At 46.5% G+C, this 24,618-nt stretch carries 22 protein-coding genes; 14 read left to right on the forward strand and 8 right to left on the reverse strand.

The window, feature by feature from the left end; genetic code table 11:
• The first annotated feature begins 137 nt into the window (after positions 1 to 137).
• Entirely contained in the window at positions 138 to 617 is a 480-nt protein-coding gene (locus D0C16_RS00510; protein ID WP_151030526.1) for a rhodanese-like domain-containing protein, read from the forward strand.
• A 128-nt stretch (positions 618 to 745) separates the two neighbouring features.
• Here the strand turns inward: D0C16_RS00510 and D0C16_RS00515 are convergent, their stop codons facing one another.
• Together D0C16_RS00515 and D0C16_RS00520 are read right to left on the reverse strand one after the other, a co-directional pair.
• The gene (locus D0C16_RS00515; protein ID WP_151030527.1) at positions 746 to 2,014 is read right to left on the reverse strand and encodes an efflux RND transporter periplasmic adaptor subunit; all 1,269 of its coding nucleotides are present in this window, start codon (positions 2,012 to 2,014) and stop codon (positions 746 to 748) included.
• A gap of 144 nt (positions 2,015 to 2,158) precedes the next feature.
• Complete coding sequence (locus D0C16_RS00520; protein WP_151030528.1) at positions 2,159 to 5,365, reverse strand: efflux RND transporter permease subunit; 3,207 nt, start codon at positions 5,363 to 5,365, stop codon at positions 2,159 to 2,161.
• A 205-nt stretch (positions 5,366 to 5,570) separates the two neighbouring features.
• Between D0C16_RS00520 and D0C16_RS00525 the strand changes: the two genes are divergently transcribed.
• The 7 genes from D0C16_RS00525 to D0C16_RS00555 all read left to right on the forward strand — a co-directional run bounded on the left by D0C16_RS00525 (position 5,571) and on the right by D0C16_RS00555 (position 9,864).
• Positions 5,571 to 6,056, forward strand: coding sequence for a GNAT family N-acetyltransferase (locus tag D0C16_RS00525; RefSeq protein ID WP_151030529.1), 486 nt, complete (start codon positions 5,571 to 5,573; stop codon positions 6,054 to 6,056).
• Between the two features lie 30 nt (positions 6,057 to 6,086).
• Positions 6,087 to 6,269: a hypothetical protein gene (locus D0C16_RS00530; protein ID WP_151030530.1), complete on the forward strand. Its 183-nt coding sequence runs from the start codon at positions 6,087 to 6,089 to the stop codon at positions 6,267 to 6,269.
• Between the two features lie 182 nt (positions 6,270 to 6,451).
• On the forward strand, positions 6,452 to 6,724 hold the full coding sequence (locus D0C16_RS00535) for a CopG family ribbon-helix-helix protein (RefSeq protein WP_151030531.1): 273 nt from the start codon (positions 6,452 to 6,454) through the stop codon (positions 6,722 to 6,724).
• Positions 6,721 to 7,005, forward strand: a complete 285-nt coding sequence (locus tag D0C16_RS00540) for a type II toxin-antitoxin system RelE/ParE family toxin (RefSeq protein ID WP_151030532.1) — start codon at positions 6,721 to 6,723, stop codon at positions 7,003 to 7,005. Before D0C16_RS00535 ends, D0C16_RS00540 begins: the two co-directional genes overlap by 4 nt.
• Before the next feature lie 88 nt (positions 7,006 to 7,093).
• Entirely contained in the window at positions 7,094 to 7,933 is an 840-nt protein-coding gene (locus D0C16_RS00545) for a class D beta-lactamase (protein WP_151030533.1), read from the forward strand.
• Positions 7,934 to 7,989: 56 nt separating this feature from the next.
• Positions 7,990 to 8,697 (forward strand): tetratricopeptide repeat protein, encoded by a 708-nt coding sequence (locus D0C16_RS00550; RefSeq protein ID WP_151030534.1) that lies wholly within the window; start codon positions 7,990 to 7,992, stop codon positions 8,695 to 8,697.
• A 123-nt stretch (positions 8,698 to 8,820) separates the two neighbouring features.
• Positions 8,821 to 9,864: a hypothetical protein gene (locus tag D0C16_RS00555; protein WP_225318846.1), complete on the forward strand. Its 1,044-nt coding sequence runs from the start codon at positions 8,821 to 8,823 to the stop codon at positions 9,862 to 9,864.
• A gap of 147 nt (positions 9,865 to 10,011) precedes the next feature.
• On the opposite strand, the gene D0C16_RS00560 is transcribed toward D0C16_RS00555, so the two are convergent.
• Positions 10,012 to 10,638, reverse strand: a complete 627-nt coding sequence (locus tag D0C16_RS00560; RefSeq protein ID WP_151030536.1) for a DUF3617 domain-containing protein — start codon at positions 10,636 to 10,638, stop codon at positions 10,012 to 10,014.
• A 244-nt stretch (positions 10,639 to 10,882) separates the two neighbouring features.
• A complete protein-coding gene (locus D0C16_RS00565) occupies positions 10,883 to 13,750 on the reverse strand; it encodes a TonB-dependent receptor (protein ID WP_151030537.1) in 2,868 nt (955 codons plus the stop codon).
• Between the two features lie 578 nt (positions 13,751 to 14,328).
• Between D0C16_RS00565 and D0C16_RS00570 the strand changes: the two genes are divergently transcribed.
• The 5 genes from D0C16_RS00570 (at position 14,329) to D0C16_RS00590 (ending at position 20,328) form a co-directional block, all read left to right on the forward strand.
• On the forward strand, positions 14,329 to 16,722 hold the full coding sequence (locus D0C16_RS00570; protein ID WP_151030538.1) for a DUF1549 and DUF1553 domain-containing protein: 2,394 nt from the start codon (positions 14,329 to 14,331) through the stop codon (positions 16,720 to 16,722).
• Between the two features lie 66 nt (positions 16,723 to 16,788).
• The gene (locus D0C16_RS00575) at positions 16,789 to 18,243 is read left to right on the forward strand and encodes a DUF1501 domain-containing protein (RefSeq protein ID WP_151030539.1); all 1,455 of its coding nucleotides are present in this window, start codon (positions 16,789 to 16,791) and stop codon (positions 18,241 to 18,243) included.
• 302 nt (positions 18,244 to 18,545) lie between these two features.
• Positions 18,546 to 18,959, forward strand: coding sequence for a hypothetical protein (locus D0C16_RS00580; protein ID WP_151030540.1), 414 nt, complete (start codon positions 18,546 to 18,548; stop codon positions 18,957 to 18,959).
• A 59-nt stretch (positions 18,960 to 19,018) separates the two neighbouring features.
• On the forward strand, positions 19,019 to 19,690 hold the full coding sequence (locus D0C16_RS00585) for a cytochrome c (RefSeq protein ID WP_225319007.1): 672 nt from the start codon (positions 19,019 to 19,021) through the stop codon (positions 19,688 to 19,690).
• A gap of 38 nt (positions 19,691 to 19,728) precedes the next feature.
• The gene (locus D0C16_RS00590; RefSeq protein ID WP_151030542.1) at positions 19,729 to 20,328 is read left to right on the forward strand and encodes a peroxiredoxin; all 600 of its coding nucleotides are present in this window, start codon (positions 19,729 to 19,731) and stop codon (positions 20,326 to 20,328) included.
• 112 nt (positions 20,329 to 20,440) lie between these two features.
• Here the strand turns inward: D0C16_RS00590 and D0C16_RS00595 are convergent, their stop codons facing one another.
• The 4 genes from D0C16_RS00595 to D0C16_RS00610 form a co-directional block, all read right to left on the reverse strand.
• Positions 20,441 to 21,460 (reverse strand): Ldh family oxidoreductase, encoded by a 1,020-nt coding sequence (locus D0C16_RS00595; protein WP_151030543.1) that lies wholly within the window; start codon positions 21,458 to 21,460, stop codon positions 20,441 to 20,443.
• A gap of 57 nt (positions 21,461 to 21,517) precedes the next feature.
• Complete coding sequence (locus D0C16_RS00600) at positions 21,518 to 22,546, reverse strand: STM3941 family protein (RefSeq protein WP_151030544.1); 1,029 nt, start codon at positions 22,544 to 22,546, stop codon at positions 21,518 to 21,520.
• 51 nt (positions 22,547 to 22,597) lie between these two features.
• Positions 22,598 to 22,993, reverse strand: coding sequence for a nuclear transport factor 2 family protein (locus D0C16_RS00605; protein ID WP_151030545.1), 396 nt, complete (start codon positions 22,991 to 22,993; stop codon positions 22,598 to 22,600).
• Positions 22,994 to 23,077: 84 nt separating this feature from the next.
• Complete coding sequence (locus D0C16_RS00610; protein WP_151030546.1) at positions 23,078 to 23,482, reverse strand: GFA family protein; 405 nt, start codon at positions 23,480 to 23,482, stop codon at positions 23,078 to 23,080.
• Between the two features lie 589 nt (positions 23,483 to 24,071).
• Here D0C16_RS00610 and D0C16_RS00615 point away from each other — a divergent pair.
• Positions 24,072 to 24,578 carry a cytochrome c gene (locus D0C16_RS00615; protein ID WP_151030547.1) on the forward strand — a complete coding sequence of 169 codons (507 nt, stop codon included), beginning with the start codon at positions 24,072 to 24,074 and terminating at the stop codon, positions 24,576 to 24,578.
• Positions 24,579 to 24,618: the final 40 nt, after the last annotated feature.

Here is a 24,618-nt window from a genome sequence, read left to right on the forward strand (position 1 = left end):
CTAGATAAAATCACCAAAAGATAGTACGAAATCCAATAGAAATTCCTTCTCTGGTATGGCGCTTGCTCTAGTGGTGTTATCCCAGAATGTTTCTGGGGTGCCTTGTAAAAGGCTTCCCCTTTGTGAAGGAATTTAGAATGAAAGTGATTGTTAAATTAGTGGCTCTTGCGGTTCTTGTTGTTCCCTTTGTTGTAGTTCCCCTCGGTGTTGTACAGGCAGCGGAACAACCAGCGCAGCCAGCTGCAAAATACCAGGCAAAAAGTGCCAAATTAACCCGTGTGCAAATTGATAAATTATTGGCCTCTCCCGAGCAATTATTGTTTATTGATCTACGTCGCCCTGATGAGCTGACCAACATTGGCGGATTTCCTGTTTACCTCAGCATTCAATTGGCCGATCTGGAAAAGAGTCTCGCGTTTATTCCTAAAGACCGTACTATTGTCACCGTTTCTAATCATGCGGGGCGTGCATTACGTGGCGCAGATTTGCTAGCTGAAAAAGGTTTTAACGTTGCCGGCGCTGCTGGTGTGCAAGATTATGAAGAGGAAGGCGGCTGGTTGCGTAAAGTTACGCCGCCGGCGCAGCGAGAATTGACGAATTTCTTTCCTAACAATTAATCCCGGAGCGATTTCTTCGCTGTTTAGCAAACTCAGCTAAGGGTAGGAATTTTTAATTCTACCTCCTGTTATTAACGGGGGGTAGATTCAAATGTCCTTCTTTGTGAACGGTAAATTGAAAAGGATTACTAGCGGCTAACGGGTACAGCGGGCTTCCATTCCTGAATTTTTACTGTTTCCGCTTCCACTAATTGATCAGGTGGGCTGACTACCAGTGTGTCCCCTGTGCTAATTCCTTCCAATACTTCCACGTCACGCCCTAAATCGCGCCCCAGTTTTACATTGCGAAAACTGATTTTATTTTCTGCGTCCACTACGGCAATGCGCTGGTATTGGTCGCGAATAATTAAGGTGGCCGCAGGAACAATTAGGGTTTCTACGCTGCTGGTTACTCGAATATTTACTTCGGCATAGGCTCCAGGCAGTAAAGTGCCACTAGAATTGGGCAGCAATAAATCCACCTGGCGCGAACGGGTGCTGGGGTCAATGCCGCCGGCGATGCGTTCAATGCGAGCTTCCAGCGGCACTTGTTGTTCACGCAGGTTTAATTCCACCTCGGCGTTAATCGCTAAATTATCGGCGTAGGATTGTGGAATCCAGATGCTGGCCCGCAACGGATCTGTTTGGGTAATGGCAAATAATTCCTTGCTACCTTGGGCCACATAATCGCCTACTTCCACACTGCGACGAGTGATAATTCCATCGAAGGGCACGCGAATATGGCGAAAATTTTCCAGGTTATCCAGGCGTTTTACATTGGCATCTGCTGCGGTTAAATCGGCGCGCGTTTGTCGCACCAGGCTGCGTTTTTCATCCAGGTCTTGCGGTGAAATGGCATTTTCGCGTTGCGCAAGGCTATCCCAGCGTGCAAGGGTTTTTTCGGCGAGTTCCAGTTGCGCGGCAATTTGTTCGCGCTGTGCGCGCGCCTGTGCAAGTTGTTGTTCTTGCTCGGGCGTATCCAGGGTTGCGAGTAATTCACCGCGTTTTACATAATCGCCAATGCCCTTGTGCCAGTTGGAAACGTAACCGTTGGTGCGCGCGTAAATAACGGCTTCGGTATTGCCGCGCAAACTGGTGGGCAAGCGTAAATTTTGTTGTAGTGAACCGGGTTTGGCTTTGGTGGTGAGCACCCGGCGTTCCAGGGTTGCGGCTGTGTAATCCTGCAAGGCCTTAGCATCGCGCTGGTTAACCAGTGCGCGCGTGGCACCGCTGACTAACAGTAATCCCACCAGTGCGAAGGCAACACGCTGCACCGTAATTAATGAACGGTTTGACGTTGCAGATGGCAACTGTGCTGTTAAATGTTCTGGCGAATGACCACTTGTGTCTCGTGTTGTGTCATCGGTAGAAAATGCCGATTGGGATTCATCCCTGGGTAAAGGGTGATAATCATTCATTGCAGATATCCAATAAAATTTTAAAAATGTTTGCATAATGTTTTACTAAACATGAATAGTTGCAAAATCCATTGTTTCGCTGAAATCATGGTTGAGTTAACTAATGTTGTGTCATTGGTATTGTGTTAATTGATGCTGTTTTCATTAATGTGGCGTTAGTTGGGAAAATCCTTGTGTTTTCTCTGCGCGTTTGCTTAGCCATTGGTGCAAGCTCGCAAATACCACTGGCACAAATACCAATGTGGAAATGGTTGCAAAGAGCAATCCGCCAATTACCGCGCGACCGAGCGGTGCATTTTGTTCGCCGCCTTGGCCCAAACCGAGCGCCATGGGCAGCATGCCCACAATCATGGCGCAGGCGGTCATTAATACCGGGCGCAAACGTGTAGTGGCTGCCTCAAGCGCCGCACCGAGTGGCGGTACACCCTCCTGCAAACGTGTGCGCGCAAATGACACGAGCAAGATACTATTCGCGGTAGCAACACCCATAGTCATAATGGTGCCGGTTAAGGCGGGAACACTCAGGGTGGTACCGGTTAAAAATAAAATCCAGGCGATACCAGCCAGGGCAGCGGGCAGGGCACTAATAATAATTAAAGGATCGAGCCAGCTTTGGAAATTCACCACTATCAAAAAATACACCAGGGCAACCGCAATCAAAATTCCAGCGCTTAATCCGGTGAAAGCTTCATTCAGAGTTTCAATTTGGCCGCGCACTTTAATTTCTACGCCGCGCGGTAAACTGGCTTTGGTTTTTTCTACCAATACATCTATATCGCGACTGATTGCACCCAGGTCGCGCTCCTGAAAGTTCGCATGGATATTAATCATGTTGAAATTGTTGTAACGATTTACCGCCGAGACTTGCGAGCTGCGTTTGTAAGTCACTACATTGCCCAGCAATTGTTGTTTGCCATCGCTACCTTTGCCGATGGGAATGCTGAGCAATTCATCGATTGAATCCATTTCCATTTCAATGGTTTTTGCACCTATGTTGTAGGTGTTGCCGTTGGCTTCATTGAGCCAGTAGGTGGGCGTGGTTTGCATGCTGCCGCTGAGCGAGATCATCATATTTTCTGCCACATTGCGCGCACTTAAACCCAGTTGTTGCAATTGGGTGCGATTCATTTCCAGTGACAGGGTGGGTTTGCTCCAACGCTGGTAAACATGGGCATCCACTATGCCGGGAATTTTGCGCAGCTCATTATTAAATGCCGCCGCAATAGGCAGTATTTCATTGGGGCGGCCGCCGATAAACTGCACATCAATCGGGGCTGGAATTCCAAAGTTTAATGTCTGGCTAATCTGATCAGCGGGCTGGAAAAAGAATTCCACATGGGGGAAGCGCTTGGGCAAACTCAGACGCAGCTGTTTCATAATGGCGTTGCTATTCAACTCCCCTTGCTTAAAGCTGAACATAATTTCTGAATCTGCTGATTCAGCAGTACCCGAGTTGCCATTCAGCGTATTAATTGTGCTGTAAGGTCCACCGATAATATCGAGGACATCACCCATTTGTTCAGCCGGAATAGTTGCGCGAATTTCCTGGTGGATCTCATCAATCAGCGCTGGCATTTGCTCCAGGCGCGTGCCGGATGGTGCGCGCACATGCAAGCGCAATTGACCGCTGTCCACCACCGGAAATAAATCCTGCCCCAATATTGGATAAAGGCCAGTGGGCAATAGGCAAAAACCAAAAAATACGGTCATAAAACGTTTTCGTTTCTGCAGCAGGCCCGCCATAAGTGTTGCGAAATGTTGACGGAAAACTTCAAAGCCATGATTAAAACGGTAATGGATACGTTCGAAATAATTATTTGGTTTGGTGTTCGGTAATTGGGAATTGAAACTGCTGTGGCTGGTAGATGGCTTGTGCCCGGCCATCATATACATCACCAAAGTGGGTATCAGGGTGCGCGAAATAATGTAGGACGCTATCATCGCAAAAACAACTGCTTGCCCAAGTGGCACAAACAAATAGCTCGCAATGCCATCCAGGAAAAACATAGGTACAAAGACAATACAAATACACAGGGTGGAAACAAATGCGGGCACAGCAATTTCCTGGGCGCCATCCAGAATTGCTTGCAGTGGCGGTTTGCCCAATGCCATTTGTCGTTCGACGTTTTCAATTTCTACGGTGGCATCATCTACCAGGATTCCCACGGCGAGGGCTAGGCCGCCCAGCGTCATCAGGTTAATGGTCTGGCCAATTAAATGCAGGCAAATCAGCGATACCATAATGGAAAGCGGAATTGATACCGCAATAATCAAGGTGCTGCGCCAGTTGCCTAAAAATAGCAAAATCAAACTGGCAGTGAGCAGCGCTGCAATCAAACCTTCATGCACCACATTGCTGATGGCGGCCTTCACAAAAATAGATTGATCAAACATAAGTTTGATATCTATGCCTTCCGGCATTTTGGCGAGCATTTCCGGTACGGAATTTTTAATATGGTCCACCGCTTCAATGGTAGATACACCACCAAATGCCAGCACCGAGTTAAGCACGCTGCGCGAACCATTTTGCCGGGCGATAGTAGTGGCTGGTAAAAAGCCATCGCGCACATTGGCTAGATCGCGCAATAGGATTGTGCGACCGCGTTCACTACGAATCGGGATCGACCCGATTTCGTCAATGGTGGCGATAGCCCCGTTGAGTTTGATATCAAATTCACTATCACCCACTTTCATGGTGCCCGTGGGTAAAATTAAATTCTGCGCACCCATGGCGGCGACAATTTCTGCTGGCGTAAGGTTATTGGCGAGCAGCGCTGCCGCATTAATATCTACCGATACCTGGCGTGAGCGCGAGCCGTAAGGGAAGGTGAGTGACAAGCCCTTTTTCGTGGAGACAATCGGGCGCAGTACATTGCCTGCTGCATCACCAATCTCTACATCGGAAAGCGTATCGCTGGAAATACTTAACTGTACCACCGGTAATTCCGAAGCCGACCATGCGCGCACCCGTCCGGCCTGGGTTCCCTGCGGCATACCACGTGCAGCGCCGTTAGCGCTCATGGTGGTTTGGGTGAGGGCGGTATTTATATCCGTTCCCGGTTGGAAAAATACTTTCACTATGCCAAGGCCGGCAGCGGAAAAAGATTCAGTGTGCTCAATATTATCCACCGCCTGCCCAAGCTCACGCTCCGCCTGCGAAGTCACCCGTTCGGACATTTCCTTCGCGGTTAAGCCTCGGTATTCCCACAACTCTGCCACCACCGGGATATTAATTTGCGGAAAAATATCGGTAGGCATACGTACCAAAATAAACGGCATGGCCAATAAAATCAGAATCGCCGCCACAATAAACGTATGGGGCCGGCGGAGGGCGATGTTAACTATCCACATAATGAAATCTGTTTCGTTAGAAGCAATTGCGAGGGGGAACCTTGTATTCCTGCCTTGTCAGCAATAACTGCGCCATTTATAGGTTGCGGTATTGACAGGGCTTGGGTAAGGTTGGCTTTTATTTTTCTGCTGAAAAATCATCAGTTGGTGTGTGGAGAGGTTGATAAATCAATAGTGATTTTTGGCGCGCAATCTGGATTAATAAATGAAAATATGGCAAGCAAAAAAGGAAGATATTCAGCAGTTGTGCGATCTAAGAAACAATGAGCAGTTGTTTAGAGCATATCTGGATGAGTGTGATGGCAAGTGCGCCTATTTTTTAGTCGCAGAGATAGCCGATAAAATAGTGGGATTTGGCCTTGTATATTTAGAGGTAACAAAAAATGGAAAGAAAAAGTCGCATTTGCCAAAATTAAGCGATTTGTTTGTGGGTGAGAAACATAGAAGGAAAGGTGTGGCCACGGCACTCATTCAGGAAGGGGAGCTTGTTGCCAAAAATTATGGTTACTCAAAGCTCTATGTCAGTATTGATCCGGTTGATAGTTCGGAAATGATTTTTTTAGCAAAAAAACTTTCTTATATCCCTCTGCAAGAACGTCCATATCCAGTTTCCGCCATCTACTATGATATGCAAGGACAGGCTTATGAGAAGCATTATTTCAGGTTGGATTTTGAGAAAAATTTACTTTGAACAAAAAATAATATGAATGGAATAGAAAAAATGGAAATAGTTTTTGAAGGTCCATGGTTTTCCTCGCAAGAAGATGAAGAGAGCTTTTTTGAGTTGTTATACAAGCTTCCGCAGTATTCCAATGTTGTTGGCAGGGGCGTACAACTTTACCTTGAGTTAAAACTACCAATTGAAAAAGAAACTGTACTCGGATTACTTCATATTTTTCAGTGATGGAAAATTGAAACTAATGCTTTGGTTGAGCTGACATCGATAGTGTCAAATGGCGAGTTTTAGACCTTCCAGGGCGTTGTGCAGAAATTGCTTTTTGGTGAAGTGTAAACCGCTGGAAATTTAGGCAATTCTGCCTGTATGATTACGTTGTATTACATTGTAATTTCCCCCGGGGGTACATCATGGGTATCACAACTATCCGTCTCCAGTCAGACGTTGAAGAAGGATTACAGGCCGTTGCTGAAACCACTCAAAGAAGTAAAAATTGGCTTATAAATCAAGCTGTTAAAGAATATGTTGAGCGCCAGGCGTTAAGCCAGCAACGCTGGGATGAGACTCTGAAGGCGATGGAATCAGTGGCCTTGGGTAAGGTGGTTGATGGAGATAAGGTACATGCCTGGTTGGAAACCTGGGGTACGGAAAAGGAATTGCCGCCGCCCGAGGTGGGTAAGTGAAGTTAATTTACTCATCTGATGCAATTGAAGATCTTACCCAATTACGGGAGTTTATTGAGAAGTTCAATCCTCCAGCCGCTAGGCGTATTGCCGCTGAATTGATTCAGCGTATTGATCAGTTGCGGAGCTTCCCTGAAATAGGGCGCATATTGGAACCACCTCAGCCGCTTAATAATAAAATTATTCGCGATTTTAGTTTTGGAAAATACATAGTTCGCTATGTGTGTTCTTCGGAAGCGGTAATTGTTTTGCGTATATGGCATCACTACGAAGATCGCTAAAAACCTTAATAGTCTATTTTTCCCATCAATGTGAATTTGCCTTCTTTGCCGAAAACGGAAAAACCAATAATTAACAGGATAGCTTTTTATGAAAAAATCGCTTTTAACTGCTTTGTTGCTACTCGCCCCATTTACTGCCTTCGCCGAAACCTGCAAAACCACTAAACCAATAAATACAGATGCTTATACCAAAGAATTCGGTACGCGCAATATCGCGTTTATTGCTGTTGATTTTAATAGCCGCGATTGCTGGGTGATTAATGAAAAAGAGGTTGATGAGCGTCATGGGCCTTACTCCACGTTTAAAATTCCTCACACTTTGATCGCCCTGGAAACGGGTACAGTGAAGTCTGCTGATGAATTGATTGAGTGGGATCAGGCCAAATATCCGGCGCAGTCGTTCTGGCCAGATACCTGGAAACAATCACAAACTATGGCGACGGCATTTAAGCACTCGGCATTTTGGTATTACCAGGCATTGGTTCCGCGCATAACGCCTGATGATTACAGAAAATGGCTAGCGAAATTTAGTTACGGCAATCAAACTTTCACGCCGGGTAGTAATCGCTTTTGGCTGAACAGTGAACTACAAATATCGCCGGCAGAACAGGTTAATTTTATGTTGTGCCTGTTGCAAAACCGCTGCAATATTAAGCCGGCAAACCTATCGGTATATGAACGTATTGCGTTACAGGAAAGCAACGATAATCTATCGCTCTATGCCAAAACAGGTGCTGGTCCATTGGACCCGAATAACTTTGATGGAGCCTTTGAGGGATGGTTCGTGGGATATATAAAAGAAAAAAACGGAACACCGGTGACAGCTTTTGCTATTTATATGCGGGCCGACAGCTTTTCCGAGATTAAAAACTACCGTAAGGACTTGTCCTTGCAATTGTTAGTTGACCTCGGGTTCTGGGCCAAGTGATTTCTGTTGTTTTTGAAGATCCTCCTATTTATGCGGGTGTTAATAAGGAAGCTACTATGAAAAAAGTCGTCTGTTGTTTGTCTGTGGTAATGATTTTGTCTGGCTGTGCGTCCGCGCCAACCAAATCACCGAGTGCAGAACAACCGGTCAATCATACCCAAGCGCTTGTAGATCAGGGGTATGCCTATCTGAAGGCTGGCAAATTAAATCGTGCCGTTGAAGAGTTTGATGCGGCTATTAAACAGTGCCAAACATTAACGGCAGGTGAAACACAGGTTTATACAGCAAGAACTCCGGTTGAAAGTTTAACTTACATGGCTATGGCGGCTGCGGCAAATAAACCTGCGGAAGTATTCGATACCTCTTGCTCAGACGCTTTTTATTTAAAAGGTTATGCTTCTCTGGATTTTGGGAATATTGACGAGGCTGAATCAAATCTAAAGAAAGCCGTCGCTATGGCTCCCCATAATGCTATGTATCTTTCAGAGCTTGGGCACATCTATCAAGTCAAGCGCGATTGGAATAACGCGCTAGCGCATTTCACGGAAGCGGAGTCAGCAGCAGAAACCTATTCGCCAGCGCAAATTAAGTTGGCTGAACTTTGCCGCGCCAAGCGGGGTTCGGGCTTTAATCTAATTGAATTGGGTAGGCTAGATGACGCGGAGAAAAAATTCCGTGAGGCGCTTGCTTATGATTCCAACGATAAAGGGGCGTTAAATGAAATTGAGTACATCAAGGAGTTACGTAAAGGAAAGTCCCATTGAGGTATTTTCTGGTGTTAGGCGGCGCCCGGGTTATTGAAATTGGGTTGGAGCGTCCCGCCATTAAAATCACATTTTTTTAAAATTGAAAACCGAACCATTATGCTAAGAAAAAGGCTCGTTCAAGTGCTGCTCGCTTTATCTCTGGTTTCGAGTGCGTCTGCCGAATGGGCAAGGCCTGACGAGCGCTATGCCGATACCTATAAAAAATATCTGGCAGCGACTTGCCCGCTGGTGGAGGACGGTATTCAGCATTTTGTATATTTTTCCCGTGATCGCGACGCCATCCAGAATCATGCTCTGTTAACTAATCCGAGGTTGGTGGGTGCGCAAATTATGTATTCCTGGCGCGAGCTGGAACCAACAAAAGGTAATTACGATTTTGCGATTATTCGGCAAGATTACGAATACCTGAAAAGCAAAGGCAAAAAACTCTTTATCCAACTGCAAGACACCACCTTTGATATTCGCTACAAGGCGACACCGGCCTATCTGGAAAGCAAGGAATATGATGGCGGTATTGTTTATCAATACACTGATGAGGGAAAACCGGAAGGCTGGGTGGCCAAGCGCTGGAATAGCGCAGTGCGTGCGCGTTTCGCGCTCTTCCTGAATGCATTAGGCAAAGAGTTTGATGGCAAGGTAGCTGGAGTAAATTTGCAGGAAACAGCTATAGGCGTTGAACAAAAATACGATCCAACCTTTACGCCTGCGCGATATGCTGAATCCCTGAAAAACAATATGAGCGCATTGAAAGTGGCTTTCCCGACATCAGTCACCATGCAGTACGCTAACTTTATGCCGGGCGAATGGTTGCCTTGGGAAGACAAGGGTTATTTGAAATCCATTTATCAACACGGTGAAAAAATCGGGGTTGGGTTGGGGGCGCCGGATTTAATGGTGCGCAAAAAAGGCCAGTTAAATCATGCATTGGCGTTGATGCATGAAGGCATGTTTACCGCGCCGCTGGGTATTGCAGTGCAAGATGGTAACTATATAGGCGAGACCAACACCGCTGAAGTTAAAAACCAGCGTCCCAATCTGGTTCCAATGCTACATGGGTTTGCGCAGGATTTTTTGCGTGTGCAGTATATGTTTTGGGTGGATCAAAAACCCTATTTTCAGGAAGATCTTCTGCCTTGTTTGTTTGCTAGTAAATCGCAGCAATAAAAATGGCGAGATAAACCCCTGTTTTTTTGATCATTGAATAAATGGTCAAAGTGTATAAATTACAATTAATATTTTCACGTTCAATTTCTAGCTCTGCATCCTGAGCCCTTAGCTGCTTGCCTTAGCAAGGGAATTTAAAATAGCCTATCAATACTCTTCTGGTTTTATATCACCACAATCACTTGATAACCATGAACCAGTTTGTTCAGTGTCGTACCGCTGGGATCTTCCGTCTGTTTTGGTAACAAAATAGGATTTTCCTTTGTATGCCGTGGGGGAGGTGAATTCAATATCACCCTCACCAGTCGCTTGTTGTGCTCCAGTGCAGGTATAGGTGGTTTTGAATTTGGTTTTGCTGACTTGGGTAATGGTAGGTTTGCACTCGTCGCCTGTCTCGGGAATATAGCCCTTGTCAATCTGAGCTGGAGTCACGCATTGCTTAACAATAGTTCCCTCTTTTGAAATTTGAACTTTATTATTTTGCATGCTTACGCCTTGATCGGAAAATTTCATACCCTGTTGGGTCATCATCTCTTCCATCATTTTGCGCTGCTCGGGTGGCAGGCTGGCCATTTGTTTTTTCACTTCTTCCATGGCTTTTTGCATTTGCTCGGTTTGCGCCGCAAGGTCATTGTTGCCGCCAATCAATTTAATGCGGTGTTCCCAGAGACCTGCTTTCATATCGACTTTGAGTGTGTCGGCCGCCTGGAGTGGGGTAGAGGATACGGCTACAAGAAGGGCCATTAATGAGATTACGCGTGTAGTTTTCATCATGGTAAAGTTCCTTGGGCGATGGAGCGATTTTGGATGTCACTGTTGCAGCCTAGAGGCTCGAATATTAATTGATTATGAACAGATTCGCGACTATGCGAATTGGTTGATCTATTTCACAGGTGACCTGAAGTGCGCTTCACATGCCATCCGTTAGCTTTCGCCCAGATTGAACTGATAATTCCTTTGGCAAGTCACATCCCTGTGAGCAATGTAAACTGATCTATTAAAACTGCCTACTAATTAATTAAAACCGCCCACTAAAGGTCACACCTATCCAGCGTGGATGTGCCGGGGTGTAGTTGTTCCAGGTGCGGGTTAATGGGGTGTCATCATCAAACAGGTTTTTTACTACCAGGTTTACATCGAAGGTTTGGTTGCCGTTGCCCAGGCCAATACCAAAATCCACAATGGTGCGGCCTTCAATCCAACCGTAGGATGACAGTGAGTTATCCGAGTTGAATTTGCTCGCGTATTGCGCATTTAAACTGGTGTGGAATTCTTTGCCATCCCACACCGGCAAACGGTAGTCCACGCCTAAATTGAACGAATATTTTGATGCGCCGGGTAGCGTCTCTCCGCTAACATCCTGATATTGCGGTGCACCGGTATAACCATTTTCAGATGGTTGCGGTGAGTTGGTGAACTCCACGTATTCCGCATCGGTAATCGCACCGGCAAAACGGATGGAGGTGTTGGGGATACCTGAATAGACGCTATCAATTTCAATACCGCGCGCGCGTACTTCCGGAATATTCGCGGTGGCATTGGTGTAAACATCGTTAGCCGTTGGGTCCGCCTGGCGATTCAGGGTGGTGGTGTATTCGTCGTAAACGCGACTGGTTTGTTGATAATCGTTAATCTTCATATCAAACAGTGCCAGGTTAAATACCAGGGTGTTGTCCAGCAATAAAGATTTCACGCCCAATTCAAAAGCATCGATTTTTTCTTCTTTCACCAGGTTGGAAATACCGTTGGTTGCTTGCGCGATACCCGCTTTCTCACCGTGTTGCCAGGAGAAATAACCGGTCAGGTTTTCATGGAACTTGTAAGTGGGGCTGATAACAAATGATGGCAAGGTTTTTTCGTAAGGCTCTACATCAATTTCATCAAACACCACCCCGATTTGCGATTGACGCAATGCCTTGGCTGCACCGACTTGTGCTTTCTGCGCGGCGGTCAGACTGTTGTAGGCATCGCCCGGTGCGGCGCCTGCTGCCTTACCAAAATATTCGGCGGCGAGTTGGTCAGCCAGTGTGAGTTGTGTGTTGGTGTTATCAGTCACTAATGATTTAGTACCATCGGCATTGGTCACTATGCGGCCCAATGTACCTGCGGGAATGGTGAGTGTATCGCTAATTTTGGTGGCACTATTCACTGAGTGGAAGCCACCCAGGTTCACTTCGCCCGCATTCGCTGGATTTAATTCAGCACCAAAGCCGTGATCTTTAATGTAGGTTGCAGTGCGGTTTTCACGCTCTTCGCGGGTAAAACGCAAACCCGTGGTTAACACAAATTTTTCAGTGAAATTCCAGTTGGCCTGTGCAAAGAGTGCAGTACTTTCGTTGTTAATATCCTGGAAACCCGCGGGGCTGTTCCAGGCCATATCCAAACCTGACAGCGAATTAATTAACAAGTAGCGACCAGCAGAATCTTTATCGAGTGTTGCGTATTGCGAGGCGCTGGCAAACCATGCACCGGCGTCATTCCCCCACACGCGTTGGTATTCAGCAACGTTGTTCACATCCAGATAAAAGAAGCCGGTTTGATAATCAACGAAGCCGCCTTGCTGCGAACTCAAACGCAGTTCCTGGCTGACTTGTTTGTAATCGTTCAAAAAGCCACCGGAATTGCGCTGGATATCGAAGGGCGTACCTTCATCGTTTACTGCGTTGAAGTGGTAATCCTTGTAGGCGGTAATGGAGGTAATGGTGTGGCTATCCAGCTTCCAATTTAAATCAACCGTTGCGCCATTGCTGCCGGTAATTAACGGGCGACGACCATCGGTGTTGTATTCGTTTTCGCCACCTCCCCAGAGATAGGAATCTTCATAATTGTAATTGGGGCTTTGGGTAAACCAGCGGCGAATCAAACGTTTGCTCGCATCCGAGTTATTCGGGTTTGCGCTGCCATCGGAATATTTTTCCGGTGTTGGTGTGTAAATAGTGCGGCCATTGGTGCGCTCACCCGAGCGCGGTTGCACATCCACCGCGAGGCGTGCGGTGAAATCTTCCGTGGGCGTTAATAAAAATTGTACACGGCCAGACACGCGCTCTTTGTTGGAAATACTTTCATCGCTGTTGTAAGCATTTTTAATATCACCCTGGCCTTTGCTAACGCTGAGTGTGCCGCGCCAGGCGAGCAAATCATCAACCACGGCGCCGCCACCGGCAAAGCGACCTTGCGCTGTGTCCCATTCTCCCAGGGTTAAAGCGTAGGAAAAATCTGAATCAAAGGATGGACGTTTGGTGGTGACGTTAATTGCACCGATACTGCTGTTCTTACCCAACAGGGTGCCTTGTGGGCCGCGCGCGACTTCCACGGTTTCAATGTCGGTGAAGTCAAAGCTGGATGATAAGGCGTTATACGCATAGTTAACCCCATCCACAATTAAACCTACCGCTGGGTCTTGTGCTTCGGTTTGGCCCTGTTTACCAATACCGCGAATGGCCAGGCTGCTGGTGCGCTGGTTGCCCTGGTTCCAGGAGATGTTAGCAAGGCGCTGGGTGAGCGAGTTGATGTCTGTAGCATTCAATCGCTCCAGTTCCTTGCCCTGTACAACTGAAACCGAAAGGGGAACATCCTGCAGTTTTTCAATCCGGTTCCGGCTGTGTACAGTGACTACACCCAATTTTAGCGGCGCGCTTTTAGCCGCGCTGGTTGTTGCCGTTGCGGTGCTGGTTGATCCTGCTGTGCTGTTTGCAACAGCTTGGGTTTCGATAGTTGGATTTTGTGCAGCAGTAGTGCCGCCAGTATTTGCTGATTGCGCAACAGCTGTTGATGAGAGGGCAACAGATGCGACAAAAAGTGCCAAAGGTTTTACCGGAAATGGTTTTTTGGTTGTTGCAAAAATAGCATTTTTTTCTTGCGCAGATTTTTTCGTAGTCGATGACATTCAATAACTCCTGATCGGTAAATGCGTGTGTCAGGAGTGGTTTGGCAATTAATATGCCAGTGAACTTTTTAAAAACGAATTTGCGTTCTGCACAAAAAACTAAAACCCTTGTAATACAAGGGTTTGGCAATTGATATTTTTTTAAGAAAATTATTGTTGTCTAGTTGATTTCAGTATTTATTCACTCGCTGCACTGTGTTCAAAATTAATCAGCAGCAGAAATGTTTTTTTAGTAGTGGCGAATCAGCAGTGATGGCTGTTGGCTGCATAGCAGTGAGTGATGCAATTGTTTTTATCCCATCAGGCTAAAAGGTTTTTTGTTGCTGCTTATAAGCTTATGCAGCTTCGATAATAAAAATATTTTTCCTTTCCAATCAAAAACATAAATGGTAGCTGCAAATAAATTTACCCGTTCTTTACAAATCTGGCGCGCTAGTTGCAATTGCTCTGGTGTGATTCAACAAGCTGTTGCAAATCAATGATTCTGTAATCGCCATGCATATTTGAAATAGCTGTCTTTTGAAATAACTGCTTTTTGAAATGGTTGTCTTTTGAAATATATGGGTAGGAGCGAGTGAATGAACAAAAAGAAATTACACCTGGTCATAGCGCTGGGTTTATCGGCAACCGTATTTGGCCTGGGACAGACCTACGCCGCCGATGCTAAAGCCGATGCTGCCGCTAAAACGCCTGCTACAGCCAAAGCAGAAAAAGTAAAACCCATTACCAGTACTGCCTCCAGAGACTGGGCGTATGAGCCAGTTAAAACTTATGTGGCCGTTCCTGATGCAGGTAATAGCAAATGGGCTCGTTCACCGATTGATAATTTTATTTTGGCGCGCCTGAATGAGTATGGGCTCGAGCCTGCTGAAGAAGCGGATCGCGCAACCTACATTCGCCGTGTAACCCTGGATTTAATTGGTTTGTTGCCAACACCGGCGGAAGTAGCTGCGTTTGAAAAAGATAAATCCCCTGATGCCTATGAAAAACTGGTAGATCGCCTGCTGACTTCACCGCATTTTGGTGAGCGCCAGGCGCGCCGGTGGTTGGACCTGGCTCGCTATGCCGACAGCGCGGGGTTCCAGAATGACCAGACTCGCCCGAACAACTGGCGCTATCGCGATTACGTGATCAAAGCGTTTAATGACAACAAACCTTTCGACACGTTTATCCGCGAACAAATCGCGGGTGATGAATTGTGGCCCGACAGCCAGGAAGCAAAAATCGCGACTGGTTTGCTGGCCGGTTACCCGGACAACTTTAACTCACGCGACCTGGTGCAACGTCATTATCAAATTGCAACGGATATGACTGACCTGGTGGGCGAAACTTTCCTCGCATCGACTATCGGCTGCGCAAGATGCCACAACCATAAAATCGACAAGATCAGTCAAAAGGAATATTTCCAGTTGCAGGCATTTTTTGCCAACACCTTTAACAATGAGCGTGTCGAGTTGGCGAAGGGTACTGAAACCCAATGGGACATTGAATTTGTGACGGCGCAAGCGGTGTATCAAGCGGCGATTAAACCCATCACTGATCAACAAAAAGCGATTCTCGATAAGGTGCGCGTTGCCGGTCGCAAATATCACAACGAGCGTTACTTAACCGATAGCCGCGACGCAATCTTTAAAGCAAAAGATCAATGGACACCATTGGATACCTGGGTGAATGCACGTTTGAACGCAGTAGCGTCTGAGCGCGATATCGCTGCGTATTTGCGTGAAACCACGGCGAATAAAGATCACCCGCAATACGTCGCTGCCAATGTGGAATTGTGGAATGAGTACGAGCGCTTGACGGAGGAATTGAAAAAATTCGATAACCTGCGTCCACGTCGTGGTTCAAAAACTTACACCGCGTTAACGGATTTAGGGGCTGAAGCTCCACCGACCCATGTGCGTTTCAACGGTATCCATGAGCGCCCACTGGAAGCAGTTGAACCCGGTTTGCCAGCACTTTGGGCCGCGAATTACGACTTGAAAATTACGCCGACTGCCAATTCAACCGGTCGCCGCACTGCATTGGCTAACTGGATTGCTGATCCGCAAAATCCATTGACGTCACGAGTGTATGTCAATCGTGTGTGGGCGCAGCTATTTAATAAAGGTATCGCCGGTATTGTGGAAGATTTTGGTCGTGCTGGTGAAAAACCAACGCATCCGGAATTGCTGGATTACCTTGCATCCAATTTCGTGCAAAGTGGTTGGGATGTTAAAAAATTACAACGCGAAATTGTGTTGTCTGCTGTGTACCGCCAATCATCTGATGAGCGTGCGGATGCATTGAAAGTAGATCCAGCCAATAAACTGCTGGCGACTTATCCTCGCAAGCGTTTGGAAGCAGAAGAGCTGCGCGATTCATTGCTTTACGCATCCGGCGAACTGGATGAAACAATTGGTGGCCCGGCAGTGTTCCCGAAAGTGCCAGCGAGCTTGGTGGCGGGCAATGTGTTGGCCAACGGGCAGGGTGGTGCGCTTTGGGAAGAAGCGAAAGATCCTAACGATCACAAACGTCGCAGTATTTACACCTTTGTGCGTCGTAGCTTGCCTTATCCATTGACGGCGTCATTTGATCCGGCCGACCCATCCAAACCGCATCACAAACGCGACGTAACCACCACGCCATTGCAAGCGCTGACGCTGTTTAACAGTGACGTGGTATTCGGTTGGTCGCAAGCGCTGGCAGGGCGCGTAATTTCTGAAGCCGGTGCGAGTGAGAGTGCACAAATCGATAAGCTGTATGAAATTTTGTTCTCACGCAAACCGACCAGCAAAGAAAAGTCAGCACTCAAAGGTTTCTTGAAAGAGCAGCAAAAACTGGTTGAGTCCAAAACCTGGACTGACAAATTTGAAGTGGCGGTACCCACTGGCTTGAAAGACACTAAAAATCTGGACCCATTCAAAGCGGCTGCCTTTGTGGACCTGGTGCACGCCGTGGCTAACTCCAATGATTTTGCGTATCGCTTCTGATGCGCAAAATCCTGAACCGACTATTTCATAAATTATTTCTAACAATTTACTAGTGAGATCTACGCAATGGACAATAAATCACGTCGCGATTTTTTAAAGAACACTGGCCTGGGAGTAGGTGGTGCGGCTCTGGCAGGTGCTATTCCCGGTTTGAATGTTAATGCTGCAGTAGCAGCAGATTTGGTAAACCCGGCAGATCCATTGGCTCCCAAAGCGCCGCACTTTCCAGCGAAAATTAAATCGGTAATTTGGTTACACCAGAACGGTGCACCCAGTACCCTTGATTTGTACGATTACAAACCCGAGCTGGTAAAAAATGCAGGCAAGGGGGTACCGGATTCCTTCTTGAAAGGGATCAAAACCAGTACCCAAGGCGGCGTCAATGAACTGTTTGTTTCTAACAACAGAAGTTGGAAACAATACGGCGAAAGTGGAGCCTGGTTTTCTGACTTGCTGCCAAACCTCGCCACTCAAGCAGACAAGCTCACGTTTATAAAATCCAGTGTGACTATTGGCGCTACTCACGATATTTCAATTTTGAAATTGAATACGGGTGATTTAAACCCGGGCCGTCCATCGCTGGGTGCGTGGATTTCCTATGCATTGGGTACTGCAAATCCGGATTTGCCGCCTTACGTAGTTTTGTATAACGGCGCATCGGAACCGCGTGCAGGTTCAGTGAACTGGCAATCAGGCTTTTTACCAGCGGTTTTCCAAGGGACTGCATTCCGCCCTGGCGCATCTCCAATTTATTATTTGGATCGCCCGGAGTTGCGCTCTGCTTTGCAACAGCGCAATTCGCTTGATCTCTTGAATAAGCTCAATCAAATCGGTGCGAGCGATCGTCCACTGGATAGCGAATTGAAAGCCCGTTTACGTTCCTATGAATTAGCCGATCGTATGCAAGTGGCTGCTCCTGAAGCAGTGGATTTGAGCAAGGAAAGTGATGCAACCAAAAAACTTTACGGTATTGATGACCCTGTGAGTGCAAGCTACGGCACCACACTTTTGCGCGCGCGCCGTTTGGTGGAACGTGGTGTGCGTTTTATTCAGGTCGTGAGCGGTGCACCGGATGGTGAAACTGAAATTACCAGTTGGGATGCGCACGATGATCTGGATAAAAACCACGGTTTGATGGCGAAAATGGTGGATAAACCTATCGCTGGTTTACTGGAAGATTTGAAATCGCAGGGCTTGCTGGACACTACCCTGGTAGTTTGGACTTCTGAATTTGCGCGCACCCCATGGGGTGAGAGCGGCACTGGCCGAGATCACAACCCATGGGGCTACACCCAATGGATGGCGGGCGGCGGCTTGAAGGCTGGCTTTACCTACGGTGCTACCGATGAACTGGGTGTGCAGGTTGCCGACAAGGACACTGCAGTAGATACCTACGACCTGCATGCCACTGTGTTGCATTTGTTAGGCCTGAATCACTTGAAAACTACCTTTATTAACAATGGTCGCTCCGAGCGCCCAACGGTAGTTTTCGGTAAAGTGATTAAAGATATTTTGGCCTAATCAACCATTGCACAATCTTTTTCGGAAATGTTTTATGGGCCTTTTAGCCACTTTTTCAGGTGTGTGGTTTTTAGGAGTGGAATTGCCAGTGTTCAATATTAAGTTGAATTATCAGGGTGATTTGTGAGGCAGCACTGCTGCCTCGATTTTTATCTGATGATTTTTAACTTTATTTTTGTGTTGTTAGTGTGAGTTTGTATATTCCAGTTTTTATTTTTTTGAAAAGATTTGATATTTCCAATTTGTAATTCTTCTTGTTATTTTTTGCTTTCCTTTTTCTGATATCTTAATTGCGGGAATTTATGCGTAATCTTGCGGTGGCTGTGCGTTTTCTTGTATTGCTGTTTGGTGTTACCCTGTTTTTGGCGGCTGCGCCTTTCGCGGAAGAGGCGGAAATGGATATGGATTTAATGCAATCCATTGAAAGCACCAATGACAATCTTTCATCCAATATTTCATTGGAAAATGCCGAGTCTGCCATTGCCGATGCGCAAACGCTGAATGAATTATTTACGGTGGTGGCTGAGCACTATAAAAAGGAAACAGCAGCCGGTAAGGACGCGGTGGAAGCGGTGGATTTGACTACCAAAAGCATTAAATTTTCGGATGAGATTATTACCTTTCTCAAACAAGAGGATTTTGACAGCGCGGCCAATACCGCGACCGACCTGGCGCGCACCTGCAAAACCTGCCACAACTTTTATAAAGAAGATTAATACCTCGAGGTTGTGTGGGTAGTCCAGATAAATTGGCAGGATCAAGGTAGTAGCGAGTGATGGTGAATAGTAAACCCTGGCGCCTGATAGTTGCAGGCGCATTGTGTAGTTATCTGTTAGGCGCTGTGGCTCAGGCAGCGGATTTCCCCGGCGATGCCGCAGGAGGGAAAGTAAAAGCTGAGGATGAACGCTGTGCGGAGTGCCATGGTATTGATGGCAATATTCATGCACCTAATGAATCGGCCAAAATTCCCAAGTTGGCAGGGCAGAGCCCGGATTATTTGCTAAAGCAATTTCAGGATTTTCGCAGCGGCGAGCGGCACAACGATTTTATGGCGATGATGGCAGGGAACCTGGATGATGCCGATGTGGTCGATATTTTGGCTTGGTACGCGAGCCAGCCGAGCATGAGCGGCAGTGGTTCGACTAATCTACAGGGCCAGCAATTGTTTCTGGAAGGCGATGCAAAGCGCGGTATACAGGCTTGTGCAAGCTGCCATGGTAGCGATGGTAAAGGCGCGGCTAAAGCAGTTGCAGGCTATCCGGACCTGGACCTGGCATTAATTCCTGTGTTGGGTGGGCAAGATTGGCATTATCTGGATCAACAGCTGCGCGATTGGCGTGCAGGAGCAAGGACCAATAGCGCGGACGGGCTGATGAATAAAGTCACTGAAAAATTATCGGATGCGGAAATTACTGCCTTAAGCGATTTTATTTCGGCATTAAAATAATGGGCAAAACTCTCTTTAACTTAATTAGGGAATTCACTATGAAATTTGCAGTCGGAAAATCGTATTTAACCACCTTTGTGGTGAGTATTGCTGGCGGATTGCTGGCGCTGCCAGTTCTGGCGGCATTGGAAACTGGCCAGAACGCGCCGGAGTTTTCCCTGCGGGCGTCTTTGGCCGGTAAGGTATTTAATTTTTCGCTTAAGGAAAAATTAAAATCCGGCCCGGTGGTAGTTTACTTTTATCCTTCAGCCTATACCAATGGCTGCAATCTGCAGGCGCACAGCTTCTCGGTAAGCAGTGATAAGTTTGCCAAGGCTGGCGCAACGGTGATTGGTGTTTCGCTGGACAGTATCGAACGCCTGAATGAATTCTCATCAGACCCGGAGTATTGCGCGGGCAAGGTGGCTGTTGCATCTGACCCGGAAGGCAAGGTGGCTAAATCCTTTGAATTAAATGTACGCGATTCAGCGCCAGGCAAAGTGGATAGTCGCGGCAAAGCCATCGACCACGGTTTTTCAGAGCGCACTACCTTTATCATTACTGAAGATGGAAAAATTTCTTCTACTATCAGCGGTGTATCACCGACTGATAACGTCAAGCAAGCACTGGCGGCGGTAGAGAAATTGGCAGCGCAGTGAAAGTGTTCAGAAATTATTTGTTAACAATCTAGTCGGAAGTTGCTGCGCTCTTCCAACCTACGTTTAGATTGCAATGTAGGTTGGAAAAGCCGAAGGCGCGTTTCGACATCTTTTAAAAAAAGACATCAACACTATTTAATTGCTGCGCAATTTCCGGATGTATTTCTACGCCGGTAATTAATTGTCTGTCGCGCGTTTGCCAGCCGCGTTCTCCGGGGTAGGTGAAGGGTGTAGCATCTGTTTTTAAATAGGCAATAAACGAAGCGGCGTGTTGTTGTAATTCGCCAGGTTCAAGAAATGCTTCCGGGTTAAGCGCAATAAATATTTTGCTTGCGAGCGGGTCCAGGCCACTGGCGTCGTTGCTGCGAATTTGCTGGGTAAATGCGGCACCGGCCAAGGCGGCGGTCAACAATTCAAACATCACTGCCAAACCAGCTCCTTTGTGTTCGCCCATGGGCAACACTGCACCGCCTAAAATCGCTTTGGCATCATTGGTGGGGTTGCCCTGTGCATCGATTCCCCAATTGCCGGGTAAACTTTTCCCTTCACGCAACCAGGTGCCCACTTTACCCACCGCCGCCTGGCTCATTGCCATATCCAGCACGGCCGGCTCTTGCGGATTAATACCAGGAATACCAATCGCGAGAGGGTTGTTACCAATCACCGCTTTATTGGCTCCGCCAATGGCCATGGTGGGAATTGCATTGGTGGTACACATGCCGATAAAGCCCGCTTGCGCCGCGCGGCTGGCATAAGCATGGGCGCGCCCCCAGTGCGTAGTGTTTTTCGCAAGGCAAACACCCACACCAAATTCTGTTGCCAAATCCATCGCCTGTTGCATAGCTTTGGCAGAGGCATAGCGCCCCGGCCCATTGTTACAATCCAATACCGCAATAGCGCCAAACTGGCGAACATAATTAAATTGCGGATTAATCGTCACACGCCCTTCGGAAAGTGCTTTAAGCAGCGGCGGCAACATGCGTACACCGTGTGAGGGTACTCCAAGCAAATCCGCTTCGCTCATAATCTCTGCTTCAATCTGCGCCTGTTCTGGCGCGATACCGGCAAGTATTAAACGATCAGCTATTTTTTTTACCAATAGGTCGTAGGGAACGGTAGTTGTATCGCTCATTAATAAATCCTGCCAAGGCTTTAAAGAATAGATTCAATTTATATTGACTGAATAAAATTATTTGGATTTTTCAATTTTATCTACTGATAGGTGAAAATTGAGGGTAGCGTTTGGTTTTGATCCATAACGGGAAAGATATTTTTCGCAAAGATCAGATAGTTCAAGGATGTTTAAGTTTGTCGAGTTGGCTGATATTGAGAATGGGCTGCCGCAAATATCATAGCTAGCCTGGGCAAGCCTTTGGCGAAATTTTCCTCCCGTAGTAATATGTGATTCCGGGTTGTATAAATTGATCACTAAAAAACTTTGATTATTTAATCGGAATACAGAAAATCCCTCTATCTCTCTCCAAGGAATTAGGACAGATGGGCCGGCGGTAAATATCGTTATCCCATTGCCATTTAGCTCAAGTGCCTGCTTTTTTGATAATAATCGCCAAAATCCAGAAATTGCGCATAAACCGAAAAACAATACGCTGATTCCACCTGCTATATGTAGTAAAGTGAAACCGAAATTGGGTAATTCAATTGTTTGACTATCCTGCGATAAAAGCCAGATACCCAGCCCCACAAATATCATTGAAAAAATAATAATAGTAGTTGATGTTTTTCTGCTGGCATTAATAACTGTTACGTCAGTCGTCACTCGGCTACCTCTGGGTGTGTTTAATATGGTGGCTGGGAATATCTTGCTTTCATCCAATAATTTTTCATAATAATCGGTTGGCAAGTGACCACAAACCTTTAACCATTCTTGTTGGGTAATCTCAATCAACGATTTAACTGAAATTATGCCTCCAGGTGACATTGGCGGTGCGTCTTGCGATATAACGAACAAAATTCTGGATTTGAGCCATTCGGGGTTGAACCCTGCCCATTCACCAGCAACACTTCGCAGGTTGTCGCCAACGCTGGGAAACACCTCATGCCATAAGATCTGGTGAATTTCTTCAGGGGTAAAACCAGACTCCAAAATAACTCTGGCAATATGTTTATGGGATGATTCGTCTAGCTCGGTATCCAGGAAGAGATCGGATAGCGCATCCCAAACTGGGAATCTTTTTTCGATTTCAGTTTCAGATAACATCACCAACTCCTTAGAACACAGCCTTCAAAGTCAGACCTTTGGGCAACGGATTTATTCTCTTAAAAACTGAACACTTTTAATTAGGCCGTTTTCAACTTCATAGATGGATACATACTTTTGTTCTTTTTTTTCATAAGTCACGGTTTCATGGTTTATTACGTACTTACCTTGGGTAATTTGGCTGTGTATCTTCACGCTCACGCTTTTTTCTTTAAACATCGGCTCAAAAATAAAAGCGAGGTGCTCTTTGCCGGGCTTGCCTAATGGTATGTTCGGATAGGTGAATATTTGGATGCTGTCAGAGTAGGTGTTAAGAAAGCTGGTTAAGTCATGGTTGTTGTAAGCCGCCATTCTGGCATTAACTACATCCAGTGGCGCCTTGGGGTGATCCGCAGCCTGGACGTGGATGGAAACTACAGCTAGCAAAATGAAAAATAGCTTCTTCATAAAATTATCCTTTTGAAATTAAGTCTGTTGCCTGGATGGCTCGCATCTAGTGGGGCATTACACAATCGGTTAGTAGTGAAAATCCTACTTCTTCATCACTCTCGCTTCCTCAAAATTGGGGAGTTCATCGATGTTGCGAGGCCATTTAGGCCGGTTTGCACAATATATATTGGCGGTTGGTGATTCAACAGGTTCTGATTCTAATAGGCCAAATGCAATTTCAAACGGGGCATCGGGTGTCGATAGCCGATAAAAGATGCTTGAACCGCAAGTTGAGCAAAACCCTCTATGGGCCTTCTCAGACGAATTGAAAATTTTGATAAGGTCAAAACCTGATTCCCAATTCAGGTCTTCAGTGCGCACCGTGCCGAAGGTTCCATATGCAGCTCCGCTAAATTTTCTACACATTGAACAATGGCAGTTTGCAATTCCACCATCGAATTTAGCGAAGCTAAATTTAACACCACCACAAAGACAGCTGCCGTTCATATAGATTCTTCCTTATAGAACAAGGCTCATAACTATATATTCCCCTGTAGTAATTTTCACTCAATTTCACTGTGGAGCTTTTTGGATGGGGGGCTAGGGCGCATATTTAGTCAGCAAGAGGCAGATCTTGTTGTGTGATAGATAGCGGTTATTCTTGTACCTGGGATGGGTTGGTTTCTGCATACAATTAGTGTTCTTTACAATTGTGGATATTTTATGTGAATACAGATTTTTCTGTTTATTCACGCTAAAAAATGCTAAAAATGAATGCTTCATATGCCTTTCCAGGGGCTTCTTGAGCACATCTTTTAGTGTTCGTTCGGTCCTGATATCGGCCGTGGGGTTCACAGGTAAGGGGGCAATCCTCCACATACATGTTTCCCGTATGTGTGAGTATCTTTAATAGTTGCGTATTTCGATACAATTAAAATAAGAATTTTAATCGGCACGCGAGTTGCAGTGTTCCCTGCAACATGGGTAGTTGGTTTACTCATGTGATGAATTAACGCAACAAGTGTGCAAATTGAAATAGCCGTACCGGTTAGCTGATGAATAACCAACAGACATAGATCTTAGGAGAAAACTGTTAATGACTCGTGTAGCCAGCGTTGTAACATCGTTAAAAATTCTGGGTGCTGCTTGCCTCGTTGCGGGTAGTGCCAGTGTGTTCGCGGCAGATGAACCTGCGAAAGCAGCCGCGTCGGATGCGGCCAAGCAAGCGATTTCTGTACGCAAAGCGACATTTTTGTTGATCGCCAATAACTTCAAGCCGATTGGTGAAGTTCTGCAGGGTAAGGCTGCTTACAATCAGGCTGAAATCGTAAAGCGTGCACAACGCGTTGCTTTTTTAAGTGAATTGTTGGACGGTACTTTCCCGGCGGAGTCCAATCTGGGTACACCACAAACCAAAACCAAAGCCGACGCCTTCTCTAAAAAAGAAGACTTTGACAAGTTGTTGAAAGAGTTTGTAGCCAATTCAAAAAACCTGGCTCAAGTTGCAGCGACGGAATCTACTGCGTCTGATGCGTTTAAGGAGGCGGCTAAAGCAGTTGCTGGGGGATGTAAAGGTTGCCACGACAAGTACAAGGAAAAATAGCCCACTGTTGTCCAATCTATGCTGGCCCTTGTGCCAGCTT

This window comes from Cellvibrio sp. KY-GH-1 (assembly GCF_008806975.1).
Lineage (GTDB): Bacteria > Pseudomonadota > Gammaproteobacteria > Pseudomonadales > Cellvibrionaceae > Cellvibrio.